Source organism: Massilia sp. NBRC 108631, from assembly GCF_059704565.1.
In genome coordinates, this window is record NZ_BAAKJE010000269.1 from 1 (window position 1) to 15,520 (window position 15,520).

Below are 15,520 nucleotides of genomic sequence, written 5' to 3' on the forward strand. Positions count from 1 at the left end.
TCCCCAGCAAAGCGGCAAGCACGCCGGCGCCGTCAACGGCCAGCAGGCGGTCAAGGCGCAAGCCGGATCGCGCGAGGCCGACAGCGCCAAGCCGGTGGAAAAGTTCGGCACCCCGCTGGTGCTGATGGACGCCCCGGCCAGCATCAACTGGGCCACGCCCGCCTCCACCGTGCTGTTCGCCGGCAAGCAGCTGCAATGGACCACGCAGGGAGATTTGCACCTGGCGGCCGCGCACACCGTGTCCTCCGTGGCCGGCAACGCGGCCGGCTTCTTCAGCCACGCCGGCGGCATCCAGGCCTTCGCCGGCAACGGCCCCGTGTCGCTGCAGGCGCACACCGGCGAGCTGGAGATCCTGGCGGACAAAGAGATCACTGTCATCTCCGTCAACGACAGCATCGAGATCAAGGCCAGCAAGAAGATCGTGCTGCAGGCAGGCCAGGTTAGCACCAAGGCCCGGCTCTAGCCGGGCCCGTGCGGCGCGTCACCTTTGCGGGCCTCTACCAAAAGGCATAGCCCAAAATTTTTGCTTGCCCCCGCAGCGCTGGGCTGGCTAAATTGCGGCCATGGAAATACACATTACTCGACTTGTCCTGCGCGCCGTGCTGTCGTTCATGATGCTGGCCGCAGCACCGGCGGCACTGGCGCTTGACCCCGCCGTCCCCATCGCCGCCTACCACCACGACATCTGGACCAGCCGCGAAGGCGCGCCGCGCGAGGTGGACACCATGGCGCAGACCGCCGACGGCTGGCTATGGCTGGGCACGGTCACCGGCTTGCACCGCTTCGACGGCGTGCATTTCGAGGCCTTCAAGCCCGCCGCCGGCGAGGGCCTGCTGGGCAAGCGCATCACCTCGCTCACGGCGCATCCCAACGGCGACCTGTGGATAGGCTACACGTTCGGTGGCCTGAGCCGCCTGCGCAACGGCCGCCTTCAGCATTTCGCCTCCGGTCCCGGCAACCCCATCGGCGCCACCTACAACCTGGTGGTGGAGTCGGACGACAGCATCTGGGTCGCCTCCACCACCGGCCTGATGCGCTACAGTGGCGGCCGCTGGGAGAAGATAGGCACGGACTGGGACTATCCGGCCACGCGCGCGGAATTCGTCCACCTGGACCAGCACGGCCGGCTGTGGGCGGCCGACAACAAGGCGCTGTATCTGCTGGACCGCGCCACGCGCAAGTTCCGTCCCACCGGCCACACGGTCACGAGCCCGCTGATCACCGAGTCGCCCGACGGCCGCACATGGCTGATCGGGAAGGAAAGCATGACGCCGCTGCCGCTGCCGCCCGGCCAGCTCGTGCCGCGCTCGCCATGGTTCAACCGCTCGGCCGCCCATTCCGGCATGTTTGACCGGCATGGCAATTTCTGGACCGGCAATTGCCCCAACGGCCTGTGCCGCATGCTGCCTGCCACTTGGCAGCAACGGGCGCAACAACCGGGCGGCACCTTCGCCCGCGGCGCCATCGACGACAAGCTGGACCAGCCTTGGCAGATGGCCAGCCTGAACGTCCATTCCATGCTGGAAGACCGCGAGGGCAATATCTGGGTGGGTACGCCGGCTGGCCTGGAGCGGCTGCGCCAGAACAAGCTCTCGACAGTGCAGTTCCCGCCCGCTGCCGGGCGCCTGTCGCTTGCGCAAGAGGCGGACGGCGCCACTTGGGCCGCCTCCTCCGACGTGGCCACGCTGTGGCGCATTGACGCCAACGGCCAGGCAGTGCAGCAGGAACCCGGTCAGGCCGTGTACGCGGTAGGCAAGGGCCGCGACGGTTCCGTGCTGATCGGCGGCGCCGAGCACATCGAACGGCGCAAGAACGGTGTAGTCGAGTCCTGGCCGCTGCCGCCGCTGCGGGAGGGCGAAAATCCCAAGAACTTCGTGCTCCTGCTGGCGGACGACGCCACCGGCACCTGGGTCGGCATCGGCGGCCGGGGGCTGTACCGCCGGGAAGGCGGGCAATGGCTGCCGCCCGACCAGCACAAAGGCTTGCGCGCGCCACTCTTTGCCGCCGTGGACGGCAAGGGCAACACCTGGTTCGGCTTCCGCAACAACAAGCTGCTGTACCACGACCACGGCAAGCTCACCGAATACGGGCCGGCGCAGGGCATCGATTTGGGCGCCGTCACCTTCGTGGACGTCCAAAAGGAGCTGGTGATCGCGGGCGACAACGGTATGGCCGTCCTGCACGAAGGGAAGTTCGTGCGCCTGGCCACGGCCGACCCGGAACTGCTGTCCAATGTGTCCGGCATGGTGGTCACGCCGGATGGCGACCGCTGGATCAACACCAGCAAGGGCCTGCTGCACGCCACCGCCACCGACTGGCAACGCAGCGCCGGCGATCCGGACACGCCGCTGCGCCACGAGCTGTGGGACAGTTCAGACGGTTATCCCGGCGCGGCGGACATCATCGTGCGCCTGCCGTCGGCGCTTGCGGGCAGCGGCGGCAGGTTGTGGTTCGTGGGGACCGGCGGCATCGCCTGGTTTGACCCGTCCCGCCTGCAGCGCAACACCAGCACGCCGGCCGTGCAAATTACCGGCATGCATAGCGACGGCGTACACCACCCGCTCGCTGCCGGCGTGCGGCTGGCGCCCGGCACCGCCAAGCTGCAAATCGACTACACCGCCCTCGCCTACACCATGCCCGAACGCGTGCGCTTCCGCTATCGCCTTGACGGCGTGGACCAGGACTGGCAGGACGCCGGCACGCGCCGCACCGCCTACTACACCAATCTCGGGCCGGGACGCTACCGCTTCACTGTGGAGGCGGTGAACGAAGACGGCGCGTCCAGCGGGCCGCACAGCGGCGAGCCGTTCGAGATTGCGCCGCGCTTCACGCAGACCATCTGGTTCGCAGGCCTGTGCGTGCTGGCCGCAGCGGCACTGGCGTACGCCCTGTACCAGATGCGGCTGCGCCAGCTCACGCGCCAGTTCCGCGAGCGCCTGCACGAACGGCTGGTGGAACGCGAGCGCATCGCGCGCGCGCTGCATGACACTTTCCTGCAAAGCCTGCACGGGCTGATCCTGCATTTCCAGGCGGTGGCGAACCGCCTGCCGCCCGGCAGCGACACGCGGCTGCTGATGGATAAGACGCTTACCCAGGCCGACCAAGTCCTCATCGAAGGGCGCGACCAGGTAATGGATCTGCGCGTCACGCCCGGCGGCAGCCTGGCCCAGGCGCTCAAGGACGCGGGCGCGGCCATGGCGGCCAACGGCGGCTGCCTGGACGGCGGCGACGGCGACTTCGCGCTGGCCGTCAACGTGGAGGGCAAGGAATGCACGCTGGCGCCGGAGATGCACGACGAGGTATACGCCATCGCGCGCGAAGCCATGAGCAACGCCTGCCGCCACGCCGGCGCCAGCCTGCTGCAGGTGGAACTGGGCTATGGGCCGCGTGAATTCAGGCTGGCCGTGCGCGACAACGGCAAAGGGCTGGACGACGCCACCAAGACGAACGGCAGGCCGGGGCATTGGGGCTTGACCGGCATGCGCGAGCGCGCCGAGCGCATCGGCGCGCGCATCGACATCAGCGATTGCGCCGGCGGCGGCGTGCAGGTGCTGGTGACGGTGGCAGCGTCGCAGGCTTACGCGCGGCGCTAGCCGCACATCATGTCGCGGCTGTCGGCGTACAGCTTGGCCAGCCACGCCGACACCGCCTTGAAGCGCGCGATGGAGCCGGCGTCGCGGTGGCTCAGCAGCCACAGCTCGCGCTGTACTTCCGGCTGCCCGCCCAGCCTGCGCAGGCCCGGCGGATGGCCGATCAGGCAAGGCAGCAGCGCCAGCCCCAGCCCCTCCTCGCAAGCGCGCAGCATGGTGGTCAGGCTGTTCACGCGCACCGGGCCGCGCACCTCCGGCCCCAGGCTGCGTATCCAATTCATCTCAGGCAAATGGGAGAGCTGGTCCCCGTACATAATCCAGGGCTGCTGCCCCCATTGCTCGCGCGGCACGGGCTCGGATCTGGCGCTGCCGTAGACGGTCCAGCCGATGTCGCCCAGCTTGCGCATCACCAGCGCCGCGTCCTCGCCCGGCTGCGCCAGGCGCAGCGCGAAATCGGCCTCGCGGCGCGTGAAAGACAGGTTGTCGTTGTCCGCCAGCAGGTGCAGCTCCAGTTGCGGATACTGCGCGTTCAGCGACGGCAACTGCGGCAGCAGCCAGTGGTCGAACAGGAAGTCGATCGCCGTGATGCGCACCGCGCCGGTAATGGCTTCGGCCTCGCGCGAGGATGCCAGCAGCATGCTTTGCACATTGCCGTACACCGCCTCGCCATACTCCACAAAAACCCTGCCCGCCTCCGTCAGCTGGTAGCGCGTGTTATCGCGGATGAACAGCCGCAGTTGCAGCGACTTCTCGGCGGCCGCGATGCGGCGGCTGATGGTGGACGCGTCCACGCCCAGCACGCGGCCGCTCGCGCTCATGCTGCCGGTGCGCGCCAGCGACAAGATCAGCGGTATGTCATTCCAGTCGAAGTCATTAGCCATTCGTGTTTTGTTTTCCTATCCCTATAGTCAGATCCGCATTTTTACAAAGCGGCATTGCAGGTTTGTCCGTTCCCTTGCCGCGTTTTCACACCTAAGATGCATCCATCGAAACGCAAGCACAACAAGGAGTCGCAGATGAAACCAGGCATCACCATCCAGGCAGAAGACGGCAGCTTCAACTGCTACGTGGCCCGTCCGGCCGGCGCTGCACCGGCGCCCGTGGTCGTCGTGCTGCAGGAAATCTTCGGCGTCAACGCCGGCATCCGCAGCATCGCCGACAACTACGCCGCACAAGGCTACATCGCCGTCGCCCCGGACCTGTTCTGGCGCGCCGAAGCGGGCCTGGACATGTCCGAGGCGAGTGAAGGCGACTGGGCCAAGGGCTTCGCCCTATACAGCGCCTACGACTTCGACAAGGGCGTGCGCGACATCGCCGCCACCGTGACTGCGGCTCGCAGCATGCAAGGCGCCAGCGGCAAGGTCGCCGTCACCGGATACTGCCTGGGCGGCCTGCTCACCTACCTGAGCGCAGCGCGCGGCCGCGCCGACGCCTTCGTGGCCTACTACGGCGGCGGCACCGAGAAGTTCGTGTCCGAAGCGCTCAAGGTGCAGGACCCGCTGCTGTACCACCTGGCAGGCGAGGACGAGTACATCGGCAAGGAAGCGCAGGCTGCCATCAACGCGGCGCTGGGCGCCAACCACAACATCGAACTGCACACCTACCCCGGCTGCAACCACGCTTTCGCGCGTCCGGGCGGCAACCATTACGACGCCGCCGCCGCCGAACTGGCCAACGGGCGCACGGCAGCCTTCTTCAAGCAACACCTTGCTTAATGTAGCACAGCGATTTTTACCTAACTATTTACTAAAAGGAAGAACCCATCATGTCCACCAAGACCCAAGACCAAGCCGTCAATGAAGTCAATGTCTCGCGCCGCGGCGCCCTGACCGGCGGCGCCAGCCTGGCCGCGATCGCCGCAGCCGCCATGCTGCCGTTGGCAGCTACCGGCGAAGCACAAGCCGCGCCAGCCGCCAGGCCGATGCGCAAAACCGCCAGCACCATCACCACCAAGGACGGCGTGGACATCTACTACAAGGATTGGGGTTCGGGCCAGCCCATCGTGTTCAGCCACGGCTGGCCGCTGAATTCGGACAGCTGGGAATCGCAGATGTTCCACCTGGCGAACAACGGCTTCCGCGTCATTGCGCACGACCGCCGTGGCCACGGCCGCTCCAGCCAGCCTTGGGACGGCAACGACATGGACCACTACGCGGACGACCTGGCCGCCGTGATCGAGGCGCTGGACCTGAAAAACGCCATCCTGGTGGGCTTCTCCACCGGTGGCGGCGAAGTGGCGCGCTACGTGGGCCGCCATGGCACCAAGCGCGTGGCCAAGCTGGTGCTGGTGTCGGCGGTGCCGCCGCTGATGCTGAAAACGGCCGACAATCCGGGCGGCCTGCCGATCGACGTGTTCGACGGCATCCGCGCCGGTTCGGTGAAGGACCGTTCGCAGCTGTACCTGGACATTGCCAGCGGCCCGTTCTACGGCTACAACCGTCCGGGCGCCAAGCCTTCGCAAGGCATCATCAACGCCTGGTGGATGCAGGGCATGATGGGCGGCCACAAGAACACCTATGACTCGATCAAGGCGTTCTCGGAAACCGACTTCCGCAACGACTTGAAGAAATTCGACAAGCCGACCCTGGTGATCCACGGCGACGACGACCAGATCGTGCCGATCGACGCAGCCGGCCGCGCCTCGGCGGCGCTGGTCAAAGGCGCCAAGCTGATCGTCTACCCCGGCGCCCCGCACGGCCTGACCGACACCCACAAGGACAAGGTCAACGCCGACCTGCTGGCCTTCGCCAAGGCCTGAGGCGCCGCCATCACTTGCCGCCGCCGACAGTCAGCGTGGTGGCGGTAATATACGACGCGGCCGGCGACAAGAGCCACACCGCCGGCTCCGCGATCTCCTCCGGATTGGCCGGCCGCCGCATCGGGATGCCCGGCGCGGCGCGCTCGAGCCGGTACGCGTCGCCGCCGCGCGCGTGGATCTCGGTCAGCGTCATTCCCGGCGCCACGCCGCACACGCGGATGCCCTCCGGCGCCAATTCGCGCCCCAGCCCCATCGTGAACGCTTCCACCGCCGCCTTGCTGGCCGCGTAATGCACGTAGTCGCCCGGGCTGCCGCTGCTGGCCGCAGTGGACGAGATATTCACGATCACGCCCTTCACGCCGCTGCGCTGGAAGGAAGCGATGGCGGCGCGGCAGCAATCCATCAGCCCCAGTACGTTCACCTGGAACACTTTAGCAATGCCCTCCGGCCTGGCGTCCGCAAAACGTCCCAGCCCGCCGGTGATGCCGGCATTGTTCACCAGTGCCGTCACCGGCCCCAGTTGCGCCTCCACGGCGGCGAACAGGCGCGCCACGTCTTCCGGCCTGCCCACGTCGCCCTGTACCGCCACCGCGCTGCCGCCCGCCGCGGCAATCTGGTCCACCACCCTGGCGGCCGACACCGCGTCGCTCTGGTAGTTTACGCCCACCGCGTAGCCGTCCTGCGCCGCGCGCAGGGCAATGCAGGCGCCGATGCCGCGTCCGGCCCCAGTCACGATCAGTACTTTCTTCAGCTCCTTGTCCATTCATTCCTCCCTCAGCACAACATTGTGGGCGCCCAGTGTAGCGCAGCCGCCCGCTGATTGGCTTGTCCGCCTTGCCAGATTGGCCTGTCCAAACTAAAATCTGCCCACGTTGCATCATTTAACACATTTCTCGGACCCGCCCACTCAATGAAGAAAAATCCTGCGCCGCGCGAAGCCCCTGTCGCCGAGCCGCGCCTGTACCGGGTCGTAGCCTCTCGTATCCAGCAGCTGATCAAGGATGAAGACATCCAGCCGGGCTCACGCCTGCCGGCCGAGCGCGAACTGGCAGCGAAACTGACCGTGAGCCGCGCCTCGCTGCGCGAAGCGCTGATCGCGCTGGAACTGGGCGGCGTGGTCGAAGTGCGCGGCGGCTCGGGCGTGTATGTGTCCGAACTGGTGGAACCCCCGGCCGAAATGCCGGAAGTGGGTCCCGGCCCGTTTGAAGTGCTGGCGGCGCGCCGCCTGATCGAGTCCGAAGTGGCCGCCATCGCCGCCAAGGTGGCCACCGACTCCCACGTCGACGCCATCCTGCGCGCGGTGATGGAGATGGAACAGCATCACGAAGACCGCACCAGCAACGAGCAGGCCGACCGCAATTTCCACCTGGCCATCGCGCGCGCCACTGGCAACACGGCGCTGGTGGGCGTGATCGAGTATCTGTGGAACCAGCGCGGCACGCTGTGGCACAAGCTGAAGGAGCACTTCCAGACCGAAGACCTGCGCAAGCAAACCTTGCAGGATCACCGCAAGGTGCTGGAGGCGATCGCCTCGCACGATGTGGCCGGCGCCCGCCAGGCCATGCGCGCCCACCTCGAACGCGTGACCCGCACCTTCTCGCGCGGATAAGCGCACGCAAGTTTTCCCCTCCAGCGCCTCCCGGGCGCTGGCGTGTCGCATAAGCGTCACCCGCCGCATCCGCATGCTCCCGTCCTTCCCTCTCCAGCATCCCTCCCGCTGCCACTGTTACACACAAAGCGGCTAGTCCGCCTTGCAACTTTGGTCAGACCAAACTAGAATGGCCTGACCAAATGACGCACCCATCATTAAAGCAGCGCCAACGGAGACAAATGAATACCACCAAGAAATTGCTGGCCAGTGTGGCCGCCCTCACCTTGTTGCTGGGTTCCGCCCAGGCAGAAGGCCCTTACCGCAACCCGGACAACAAGAACCTGACCGATCCCGGCGAGGGCACTTATCCTGTGCCATACAAGATGCCGGTGGTATCCGAGATCACCGAAGTGCTGAACCGCATCCGCAGCTACATGGACGTCTCCACCCCCACGCGCGTGGTGGACAAGAAAACCGGCAACCAGATCACCGACTTCAGCAAGCCCACCAGGGACGCCGTCTTCGCCCCCAGCAGCGGCGACTACGGCATCATGGTCTACGAAATGGGCGTGGTGCACGCCGGGCTGTTCAAGGCGGCCGAAGCGACCGGCGACCAGCGCTTCACCGACATGACCAAGCGCCACTTCCAGTTCTTCGCCGACACCCTGCCCTATTTCCGCGCCCAGGAACAGCAGTTCAAGCTGGAACGCGCCAACAGCTTCTCGCGCTTCCTCGACCCGCGCGCGCTGGACGATTCCGGCTCCATGTGCGCCGCGCTCATGCGCGCCCGCGCCCTGAAAATCGGCCCGGACCTGAGCACCATGATTGCCACCTGCAGCGACTGGGTGGCCAATAAGCAGTTCCGCCTGCCGGACGGCACCATGGCGCGCAAGCGCCCGCAAGCTGTCTCGCTGTGGGGCGACGACATGTATATGAGCATCCCGGCGCTGGCTGAAATGGGCCGCATGAGCGGCAAGCGCGAGTACTTCGACGACGCCGTGAAAAACACGCTGCAGATGTCGAACTACCTGTTCAACCCGCAGTTGGGCATATACACCCACGGCTGGCACGCCAACATCCCCGACGCGCCGCGCTTCTACTGGGCGCGCGCCAACGGCTGGGCCGTGCTGGCCATGTCCGACCTGCTGGACGTGCTGCCGAAAGACCACCCAGGCTACCCGAAAGTGCTGGCCCAGCTGCGCGCCAGCCTGAAAGGCATCGCCGAGCTGCAGTCCGGCAGCGGCCTGTGGCACCAGATGATCGACCGCAACGACTCCTACCTGGAAACGTCGGCCAGCGCCATGTTCGTCTACGTGATCGCGCACGCCATCAACCAGGGCTGGATCAGCCCGACCACCTACGGCTCCGTGGCGCAAGCAGGCTGGACCGGCCTGGTTTCCAAGGTGACGGCCAAGGGCGAGATCGAAGGCATCTGCGTGGGCACCACGCTGGCGGGCGACCAGACCTATTACTACCACCGCCCCACCAGCGTGAACGCGCTGCACGGCTACGGCCCCACGCTGCTGGCCGGCGCGGAAATGATCAAGCTGATCAAGAATCCGAACATCGCCGTCGAGCACCGCGTGCGCACCTACCACTACATGCCGAAGGCCGCCGGCCAGACCGACTACCGCGAACACCATTAAGGAGACCGTATGAAAACCACCATGACGCCCCTGCTGGCCGGACTGCTGGCCTCTTCCCTGGCCACCCTGGCGCCGCTGGCCCATGGCGCCGGCTTCACTGTCAAGCTCAGCCACGACCTGGACATCGCCCGCCCGTCGGAAACCGTGACCATCCCGTGGACCGAGGTCAACCGCCAGCTGCCCGGCGCGCTGATCCAGCGCCTGGCCGTGAAGGACGCCTCCGGCCGCGTGGTGCCGCACCAGGTCACCAACCTGAAGCCGCTGGCCAAGGACCCGAAGAACGAAGGCCTGGCGTACGGCGAGCTGATCTTCCAGCACAGCTTCGCCGCCGGCGAAAAGTCCGCCACCTACACGGTTGAAACCATCGACGGCGTGGCCCAGCCCTTCCCGAGCAAGGCCTCGGCCCGCTACGTGCAGGAACGCCTGGACGACTTCGCCTGGGAAAACGACAAGCTGGCGCACCGCACCTACGGCCCGGCGCTGGCCGCGCCCGCCGCAGCAGGCAGCGGCAAGGAAGTGCTGGAGACGAGCGGCCTGGACCTGTGGTTCAAGCGCGTGAACTATCCGGTGGTCGACCGCTGGTACAACAAGGGCCATGACCATTACCACTACGACCAGGGTGAAGGCATGGACATGTACAACGTCGGCAAGTCGCGCGGCGCCGGCGGCGCCGGCGTGTGGCTGAACGGCGCCCTGTACACCAGCAGCAACTACTCGACCTGGAAAGTGCTGGCCAACGGCCCGGTGCGCGCCATCTTCGAGCTGCACTACGCGGCCTGGGACGCGGCCGGCATCCCGGTCACCGAAGTCAAGCGCTTTACGGTGGACGCCGGCCACTACATGGACCGCATCGACAGCACCTTCACCTTTGCCGGCCAGAAGACGCTGCCCATCGCCATCGGCCTGAACAAGACGCCCACCGACAAGGGCGAAGCGCCCAAGATCGCCGTGGTCAAGGACAAGGACTCATCCGCCGTGCTGCAGTGGATCCAGCAAGCCACCAAGGGCGCCTTCGGCGTGGCCGTGGTGCTGCCGGGCGCCACCGACTACACCGAGGACAAGCTGAACGAGCTGATCGTGGCCAACGCCACCTCGGGCCAGCCGCTGACGTACTACGCGGGCGGCGCCTGGGAGCGTTCCGGCGACATCACGTCGCAGGCGCAGTGGGAAGCCTATGTGCGCGCCACCGCGGCGCGCGCGCGCAACCCGGTGCGGGTGACCTGGAAGCAGTGAAGGAACCAGCAGGAAAGAAGTCAAGCAATACCGTAGCACCGCAGCAGTCTTACTCAATACAAAAAATTAACAGGGACAAGTATGGACAACAGCGAACAACAACGCCGGCCGGGCCGCTTCAACGTGCGCCTGGCGGGTTCCACTTCAATCACCGCGATGGCCCTGGCCATCAGCGCAGCCTACGCCCCGGCGTATGCGCAAAGCACGCAGCCCGTCCCGGCTGCGCAGGAAACCGCCACCGTGGTGGTGACCGGCATGCGCGCGGCGCTGGAAAGCGCCCTGAACAAGAAGCGTGAAGACAACGGCATTGTCGACGTCATCAAGGCCGAAGACATGGGCAAGTTCCCCGACACCAACCTGGCCGAGTCGCTGCAGCGCGTGCCCGGCGTGGTGATCGACCGCGACGCCGGCGAAGGCCGCAGCATCACGGTGCGCGGCCTGGGACAGGACTTCACCCGCGTGCGCATCAACGGCATCGAAGGCCTGGCCACCACCGGCGGCACCGACAGCTCCGGCGGCGCCAACCGCTCGCGCGGCTTCGACTTCAACGTGTTCCCGTCCGAGCTGTTCAACTCGCTGACCGTGCGCAAGAGCTCCTCGGCGGACATCGACGAAGGCTCGCTGGGCGCCACGGTGGACCTGCAGACCATGCGCCCGTTCGACCTGAAAGGCTTCAACGCCACCGTCATGGCCAAGGGCAAGTACAACGACCTGGCCAAGAAGACCGACCCGCGCGTCGGCTTCATGGTCTCCAACACCAACGCCGACCGCACGCTGGGCTTCCTGGTGTCGGGCGCCTACTCCAAGCGCCAGGTGCTGGAAGAAGGCTTCTCCACCGTGCGCTGGGATAACGGCCCATCGTCCGGCGGCTGGTGCGCACCGCAAGGTGTGACCGCCAACCCGAGCAACTCCACCGCCACCACCTGCGGCCCGGCCGCGCAAGGCGTGCCGCGCCTGCCGGCATCGGCCGCCGCCAGCGCCGCCTACGCCGAAGCGAGCAAGGCCGAGAACTTCGTGCCGCGCCTGCCGCGCTACGGCCGCCTGACGCACGACCAGGACCGCCTCGGCCTGACCGCGTCGGTGCAATGGCGTCCGGCGCGTGGCTCGCTGGTCACGTTCGACATGCTGTACTCCAAGCTGGACGCCACGCGCCAGGAAGACTTCCTGGAAGCGATCTCCTTCAGCCGCACCGCCACCCAGGGCGGCAAGCCGCAGACCAGCGTCGTGGAAGCCCAGTTCGCGCCGAACGGCTCGCTGCTGTACGGTAAGTTCAACGGCGTCGACGTGCGCGCCGAATCGCGCTTCGACGAACTGTCCACCACCTTCACCCAGCCTACGCTGACCCTGGAGCAGGACATCGGCGACTCGCTGCGCCTGCTGGCCAAGGTCGGCAGCGCCAAGTCCAAGTTCCGCAACCCGGTACAGACCACCACCACGCTCGACGCGCTGAACGTGAACGGCTACACCATCGACTTCCGCCAGAATGACCGCATGCCGGCCATCAGCTACCCGTTCGACCCGGCCAATCCCGGCGCGGCCATGGGCATCGTCGGCGTGCCGCAGGTGGCAACCGGGACCCAGCCAGCCTCGGTACCGAACACCACCACCAGCGAAATCCGCATCCGTCCGCAAGGCGCCACCAACACCAACGACGTGGGCCAACTGGACCTGGTATGGGAAGCCAGCGACCGCCTCAGCATCAAGGGCGGCGTCAACTACAAGAAATACAAATTCGACTCCTACGAGTCGCGCCGCGTGAACCAGGGCGACACCATCTTCGCGCCGCCGGCCGGCACCAGCATGTCCAGCCTGATGACCACCATCACCGGCTTCGGCAAGGGCCAGGATCTGCCGGCCGGCACCGCCACCTCGTGGGTGATTCCGGACCTGAACGCCATCGCCAAGGCCTACGACATCTACTGCAACTGCATCAAGAGCGGTCCGGCGGGCGGTCCCGGCGACTTCACGCTGTCCTCCATCACCAACGGCAACGCGCGCGGCAACAACCGCTCCGTCACAGAAGAGGACAAGGGCTTCTACCTGATGGGCGAGTTCAACCACGAACTGGCCGGCATCCCGCTGCGCGGCAACTTCGGCGCGCGCTACGTCAAGACCGGCCTGAGCACCACCGGCTACCAGTCGGCCGGCGGCGGCTCGCAAGTGACCGTGGACCACGACTACTCCGACGTGCTGCCATCGTTTAACGTAGCCGCGAGCTTGACCAAGGACTTCATTGTGCGCCTGGCGGCAGCCAAGGTCATGACCCGTCCGCAGCTGAACAACCTGTCGCCCGGCGGCACCGTGGCCACCACCGGCACGCCGTCCATCACCAGCGGCAACCCGCTGCTCAAGCCGTTCCGCGCCAAGACCTTCGACAGCAGTTTCGAATGGTACTTCGACAAGAACGCCTTCCTCGGCCTGGGCCTGTTCCAGAAAAACATCGGCACCTACATCCAGAGCCTGCGCACCAACGTCCCGTTCAAGGACACCGGGCTGCCGATGTCGCTGCTGCCATCGAACTTCAACGGCGAGGAGATCTTCCAGGTCACCGCGCCGGTGAACACCGACGGCGGCAAGCTGAAAGGCTTCGAGCTGAACTACCAGCAGCCGTTCACCTTCCTGCCAACCTGGGGCCGCAACTTCGGCACGCTGCTGAACTACACCTTCGTCAAGTCCAAGATCGAGTACCTGGTCTCGCCGACCGCCAACGCCACCATCACCGACGACCTGCTGAACCTGTCGCCGCGCTCGTGGAACGCCACGCTGTACTATGACGACGGCAAATTCAGCGCCCGCCTGTCGGCCTCGCAGCGCGCCTCCTTCGTCACCCGCGTGCCGGGCCAGAACAACAACGACGTCGAGGGCAAGAACAAATCCACCAACGTCGACGTGTCGTTCTCGTACAAGGTCAACGACAAGCTGGACCTGACGCTGGAAGGCGTGAACCTGACCAACGAGCCGAACGACCAGTTCGTCAGCCGCGCCCGCAACAGCGTGGTGGTCAACAACGTGACCGGCCGCGAGTTCCTGGCCGGCCTGCGCTACAAGTTCTAAGCCAGCCCGCTGGTCACAGCAGCACCCAAGGCCCCTTCGGGGGCCTTTCTCATTGTATCTACCGCGTTGACACGCATCTTGGGCGCCGATACACTAGACCAACAGTAATGAGGGGAATGCGTCATGGTTACATATGCAGTCGACACCTCGGTCAACCAATGGGGGAACGGCCTGGCCGTCCGGATCAACAAGGCGGTTGCCAAGGCCGCCGGGGTCACGGAAGGCACGCGCGTCCGCATCACTGCGCAGGAGGGAAGCATCATTGTCGAGAAAGTGGAAACGACATCCTCGCTGGGCGCCATGCTGGCCGCACCCGACCCCGACCGCCTTAGTGGCGAAGCAATGGCGTTTGAGCCTGTCGGCAAAGAGATACTCTAATGGCAGCTGGCGCCAAAGCCAACTGGTGCCCGGATCGGGCCGACATCATCTACATCCAGCACAGCGCACACGCCGGCAAAGAAATGCCGGGAATACATCCGATGCTAGTGTCGTCCCCGCGCGCGTTCAATGAGAAAACCGGCATCGTGATCGGCTTCCCAATGACGCACGCCGAATTCAATAAAGACAATCCTTTTGCGGTCGCGGTGCAAGGGCCAAATAGTGAAATTGGCTACATGCTCGCGTTTCAACCAAAATCATTCGATTGGGGCGAGCGGAAAGCAGGACGCCATCCATGGGGTGGCGGGCACGACTCCATCCTGACCGCCGCGCTTGCCAAACTTGACGCTATCTGTGGAATAAGCCAACCTTGATCAAGACAAGCAACCTCGCCCTGGCCAGCCTGGCAGCCCTGCTCGTCGGCTGCGCCAGCGTACCGCCCCGGCAAGCCGCAGTCCCTGCCCCGGCGTCCGCCCATCCCAAGCAGCTGTACCAAATGAGCCCGCAGGAAGCGGACGCCTACATCGCCCAGATGCAGCAAGCCGAGCCGGACCTGCGCAAGCGCATCGCCGCCATCGGCCGCCGCAACATCGGCCAGCCCTACAAGCTCAACCTGCTGGGCGAATACCCCTTCGAACTGCACGACACCCTGCCCACCTTCAGCCTGGAGCAAAGCGACTGTGTAGTGTTCGCCGAACATACCTACGCCATGGCGCTGTCGCGCAACTGGAAAGAGTTCTACTGGATGCTGCAGCGGATACGCTACAAGGACGGCGTGATCGGCGTCGCCACGCGCAACCACTACACGGAACAGGACTGGAACATCAACAACGGCTGGCTGGTGACGGACATGACGCGCGAACTGGCCGGCGGCACGGCCGCCTCCTACCCATTGCGGGTGGACCGCCAGCGCTTCCTGAAAACCTACCACAAGACCGACGCCGCCCTGCCGGTACAGGACAGCACCGAATACTACCTCCCCAAGGAGCGCATCGGCGAAGTGCTTGGCCAGCTGCAGGACGGCGACTTCGTCAACATCGTCTCCACCCGCGACGGCGCGTTCTGGGTTTCGCACGTGGGCCTGGTGGTGACCGCGCCGGACGGCAAGCGCATGTTCCTCAATTCGGCCGAACCGCAAGTACGCGAAGAAAGCTTCGACCAATTCTTCGCCCGCACCGCCGAACGCGAAGCGCGCAACGCCGCGGAAGGCAAGAACGGCCAAAAGCTGGCCGGTTTCAAATTCCTGCGCCTGAACGACCACATCGTCGTG

Annotated in this window: 13 protein-coding genes; 11 read left to right on the forward strand and 2 right to left on the reverse strand. The window is 65.9% G+C overall.

Features of this window, described 5'->3' with window-relative positions; genetic code table 11:
* Together AC6H42_RS29690 and AC6H42_RS29695 are read left to right on the forward strand one after the other, a co-directional pair.
* The coding region (locus tag AC6H42_RS29690) for a DUF2345 domain-containing protein (RefSeq protein WP_497549594.1) at positions 1-463 on the forward strand (463 nt) is incomplete at its 5' end.
* A 100-nt stretch (positions 464-563) separates the two neighbouring features.
* The gene (locus AC6H42_RS29695; protein WP_497549595.1) at positions 564-3,593 is read left to right on the forward strand and encodes a sensor histidine kinase; all 3,030 of its coding nucleotides are present in this window, start codon (positions 564-566) and stop codon (positions 3,591-3,593) included.
* On the opposite strand, the gene AC6H42_RS29700 is transcribed toward AC6H42_RS29695, so the two are convergent.
* On the reverse strand, positions 3,590-4,471 hold the full coding sequence (locus AC6H42_RS29700) for a LysR family transcriptional regulator (RefSeq protein ID WP_057155421.1): 882 nt from the start codon (positions 4,469-4,471) through the stop codon (positions 3,590-3,592). The genes AC6H42_RS29695 and AC6H42_RS29700 overlap by 4 nt on opposite strands.
* Positions 4,472-4,606: 135 nt before the next feature.
* Between AC6H42_RS29700 and AC6H42_RS29705 the strand changes: the two genes are divergently transcribed.
* Both AC6H42_RS29705 and AC6H42_RS29710 read left to right on the forward strand, forming a co-directional pair.
* The gene (locus AC6H42_RS29705; RefSeq protein ID WP_497549596.1) at positions 4,607-5,305 is read left to right on the forward strand and encodes a dienelactone hydrolase family protein; all 699 of its coding nucleotides are present in this window, start codon (positions 4,607-4,609) and stop codon (positions 5,303-5,305) included.
* 50 nt (positions 5,306-5,355) lie between these two features.
* Positions 5,356-6,348 carry an alpha/beta fold hydrolase gene (locus AC6H42_RS29710; RefSeq protein WP_057155423.1) on the forward strand — a complete coding sequence of 331 codons (993 nt, stop codon included), beginning with the start codon at positions 5,356-5,358 and terminating at the stop codon, positions 6,346-6,348.
* A 10-nt stretch (positions 6,349-6,358) separates the two neighbouring features.
* Here the strand turns inward: AC6H42_RS29710 and AC6H42_RS29715 are convergent, their stop codons facing one another.
* The gene (locus tag AC6H42_RS29715) at positions 6,359-7,111 is read right to left on the reverse strand and encodes an SDR family NAD(P)-dependent oxidoreductase (RefSeq protein ID WP_200953965.1); all 753 of its coding nucleotides are present in this window, start codon (positions 7,109-7,111) and stop codon (positions 6,359-6,361) included.
* 147 nt (positions 7,112-7,258) lie between these two features.
* On the opposite strand from AC6H42_RS29715, the gene AC6H42_RS29720 reads away from it, so the two are divergent.
* From AC6H42_RS29720 to AC6H42_RS29750, 7 genes are all read left to right on the forward strand, one after another.
* Complete coding sequence (locus tag AC6H42_RS29720) at positions 7,259-7,957, forward strand: FadR/GntR family transcriptional regulator (RefSeq protein WP_497549597.1); 699 nt, start codon at positions 7,259-7,261, stop codon at positions 7,955-7,957.
* Between the two features lie 221 nt (positions 7,958-8,178).
* Positions 8,179-9,585 (forward strand): glycoside hydrolase family 88/105 protein, encoded by a 1,407-nt coding sequence (locus AC6H42_RS29725; RefSeq protein WP_497549598.1) that lies wholly within the window; start codon positions 8,179-8,181, stop codon positions 9,583-9,585.
* A gap of 9 nt (positions 9,586-9,594) precedes the next feature.
* A complete protein-coding gene (locus tag AC6H42_RS29730) occupies positions 9,595-10,818 on the forward strand; it encodes a BT3233 family polysaccharide utilization protein (RefSeq protein ID WP_057155426.1) in 1,224 nt (407 codons plus the stop codon).
* An 81-nt stretch (positions 10,819-10,899) separates the two neighbouring features.
* Complete coding sequence (locus AC6H42_RS29735) at positions 10,900-13,872, forward strand: TonB-dependent receptor (RefSeq protein WP_497549599.1); 2,973 nt, start codon at positions 10,900-10,902, stop codon at positions 13,870-13,872.
* Between the two features lie 123 nt (positions 13,873-13,995).
* Complete coding sequence (locus tag AC6H42_RS29740; protein ID WP_497549600.1) at positions 13,996-14,250, forward strand: AbrB/MazE/SpoVT family DNA-binding domain-containing protein; 255 nt, start codon at positions 13,996-13,998, stop codon at positions 14,248-14,250.
* Positions 14,250-14,624: a type II toxin-antitoxin system PemK/MazF family toxin gene (locus AC6H42_RS29745; protein WP_497549601.1), complete on the forward strand. Its 375-nt coding sequence runs from the start codon at positions 14,250-14,252 to the stop codon at positions 14,622-14,624. The genes AC6H42_RS29740 and AC6H42_RS29745 overlap by 1 nt, the downstream gene beginning before the upstream one ends.
* A partial coding sequence (locus tag AC6H42_RS29750) for an N-acetylmuramoyl-L-alanine amidase-like domain-containing protein (protein ID WP_497549602.1) occupies positions 14,621-15,520 on the forward strand: 900 nt, incomplete at its 3' end. The genes AC6H42_RS29745 and AC6H42_RS29750, both read left to right, overlap by 4 nt.

Coding starts and splice junctions, on each gene's coding strand:
- AC6H42_RS29705 (WP_497549596.1), top strand. CDS start 4,607: ATGAAACCAGGCATCACCATCCAGGCAGAAGACGGCAGCTTCAACTGC.
- AC6H42_RS29735 (WP_497549599.1), top strand. CDS start 10,900: ATGGACAACAGCGAACAACAACGCCGGCCGGGCCGCTTCAACGTGCGC.
- AC6H42_RS29725 (WP_497549598.1), top strand. CDS start 8,179: ATGAATACCACCAAGAAATTGCTGGCCAGTGTGGCCGCCCTCACCTTG.
- AC6H42_RS29710 (WP_057155423.1), top strand. CDS start 5,356: ATGTCCACCAAGACCCAAGACCAAGCCGTCAATGAAGTCAATGTCTCG.
- AC6H42_RS29740 (WP_497549600.1), top strand. CDS start 13,996: ATGGTTACATATGCAGTCGACACCTCGGTCAACCAATGGGGGAACGGC.
- AC6H42_RS29720 (WP_497549597.1), top strand. CDS start 7,259: ATGAAGAAAAATCCTGCGCCGCGCGAAGCCCCTGTCGCCGAGCCGCGC.
- AC6H42_RS29730 (WP_057155426.1), top strand. CDS start 9,595: ATGAAAACCACCATGACGCCCCTGCTGGCCGGACTGCTGGCCTCTTCC.
- AC6H42_RS29695 (WP_497549595.1), top strand. CDS start 564: ATGGAAATACACATTACTCGACTTGTCCTGCGCGCCGTGCTGTCGTTC.
- AC6H42_RS29745 (WP_497549601.1), top strand. CDS start 14,250: ATGGCAGCTGGCGCCAAAGCCAACTGGTGCCCGGATCGGGCCGACATC.
- AC6H42_RS29700 (WP_057155421.1), bottom strand. CDS start 4,471: ATGGCTAATGACTTCGACTGGAATGACATACCGCTGATCTTGTCGCTG.
- AC6H42_RS29715 (WP_200953965.1), bottom strand. CDS start 7,111: ATGGACAAGGAGCTGAAGAAAGTACTGATCGTGACTGGGGCCGGACGC.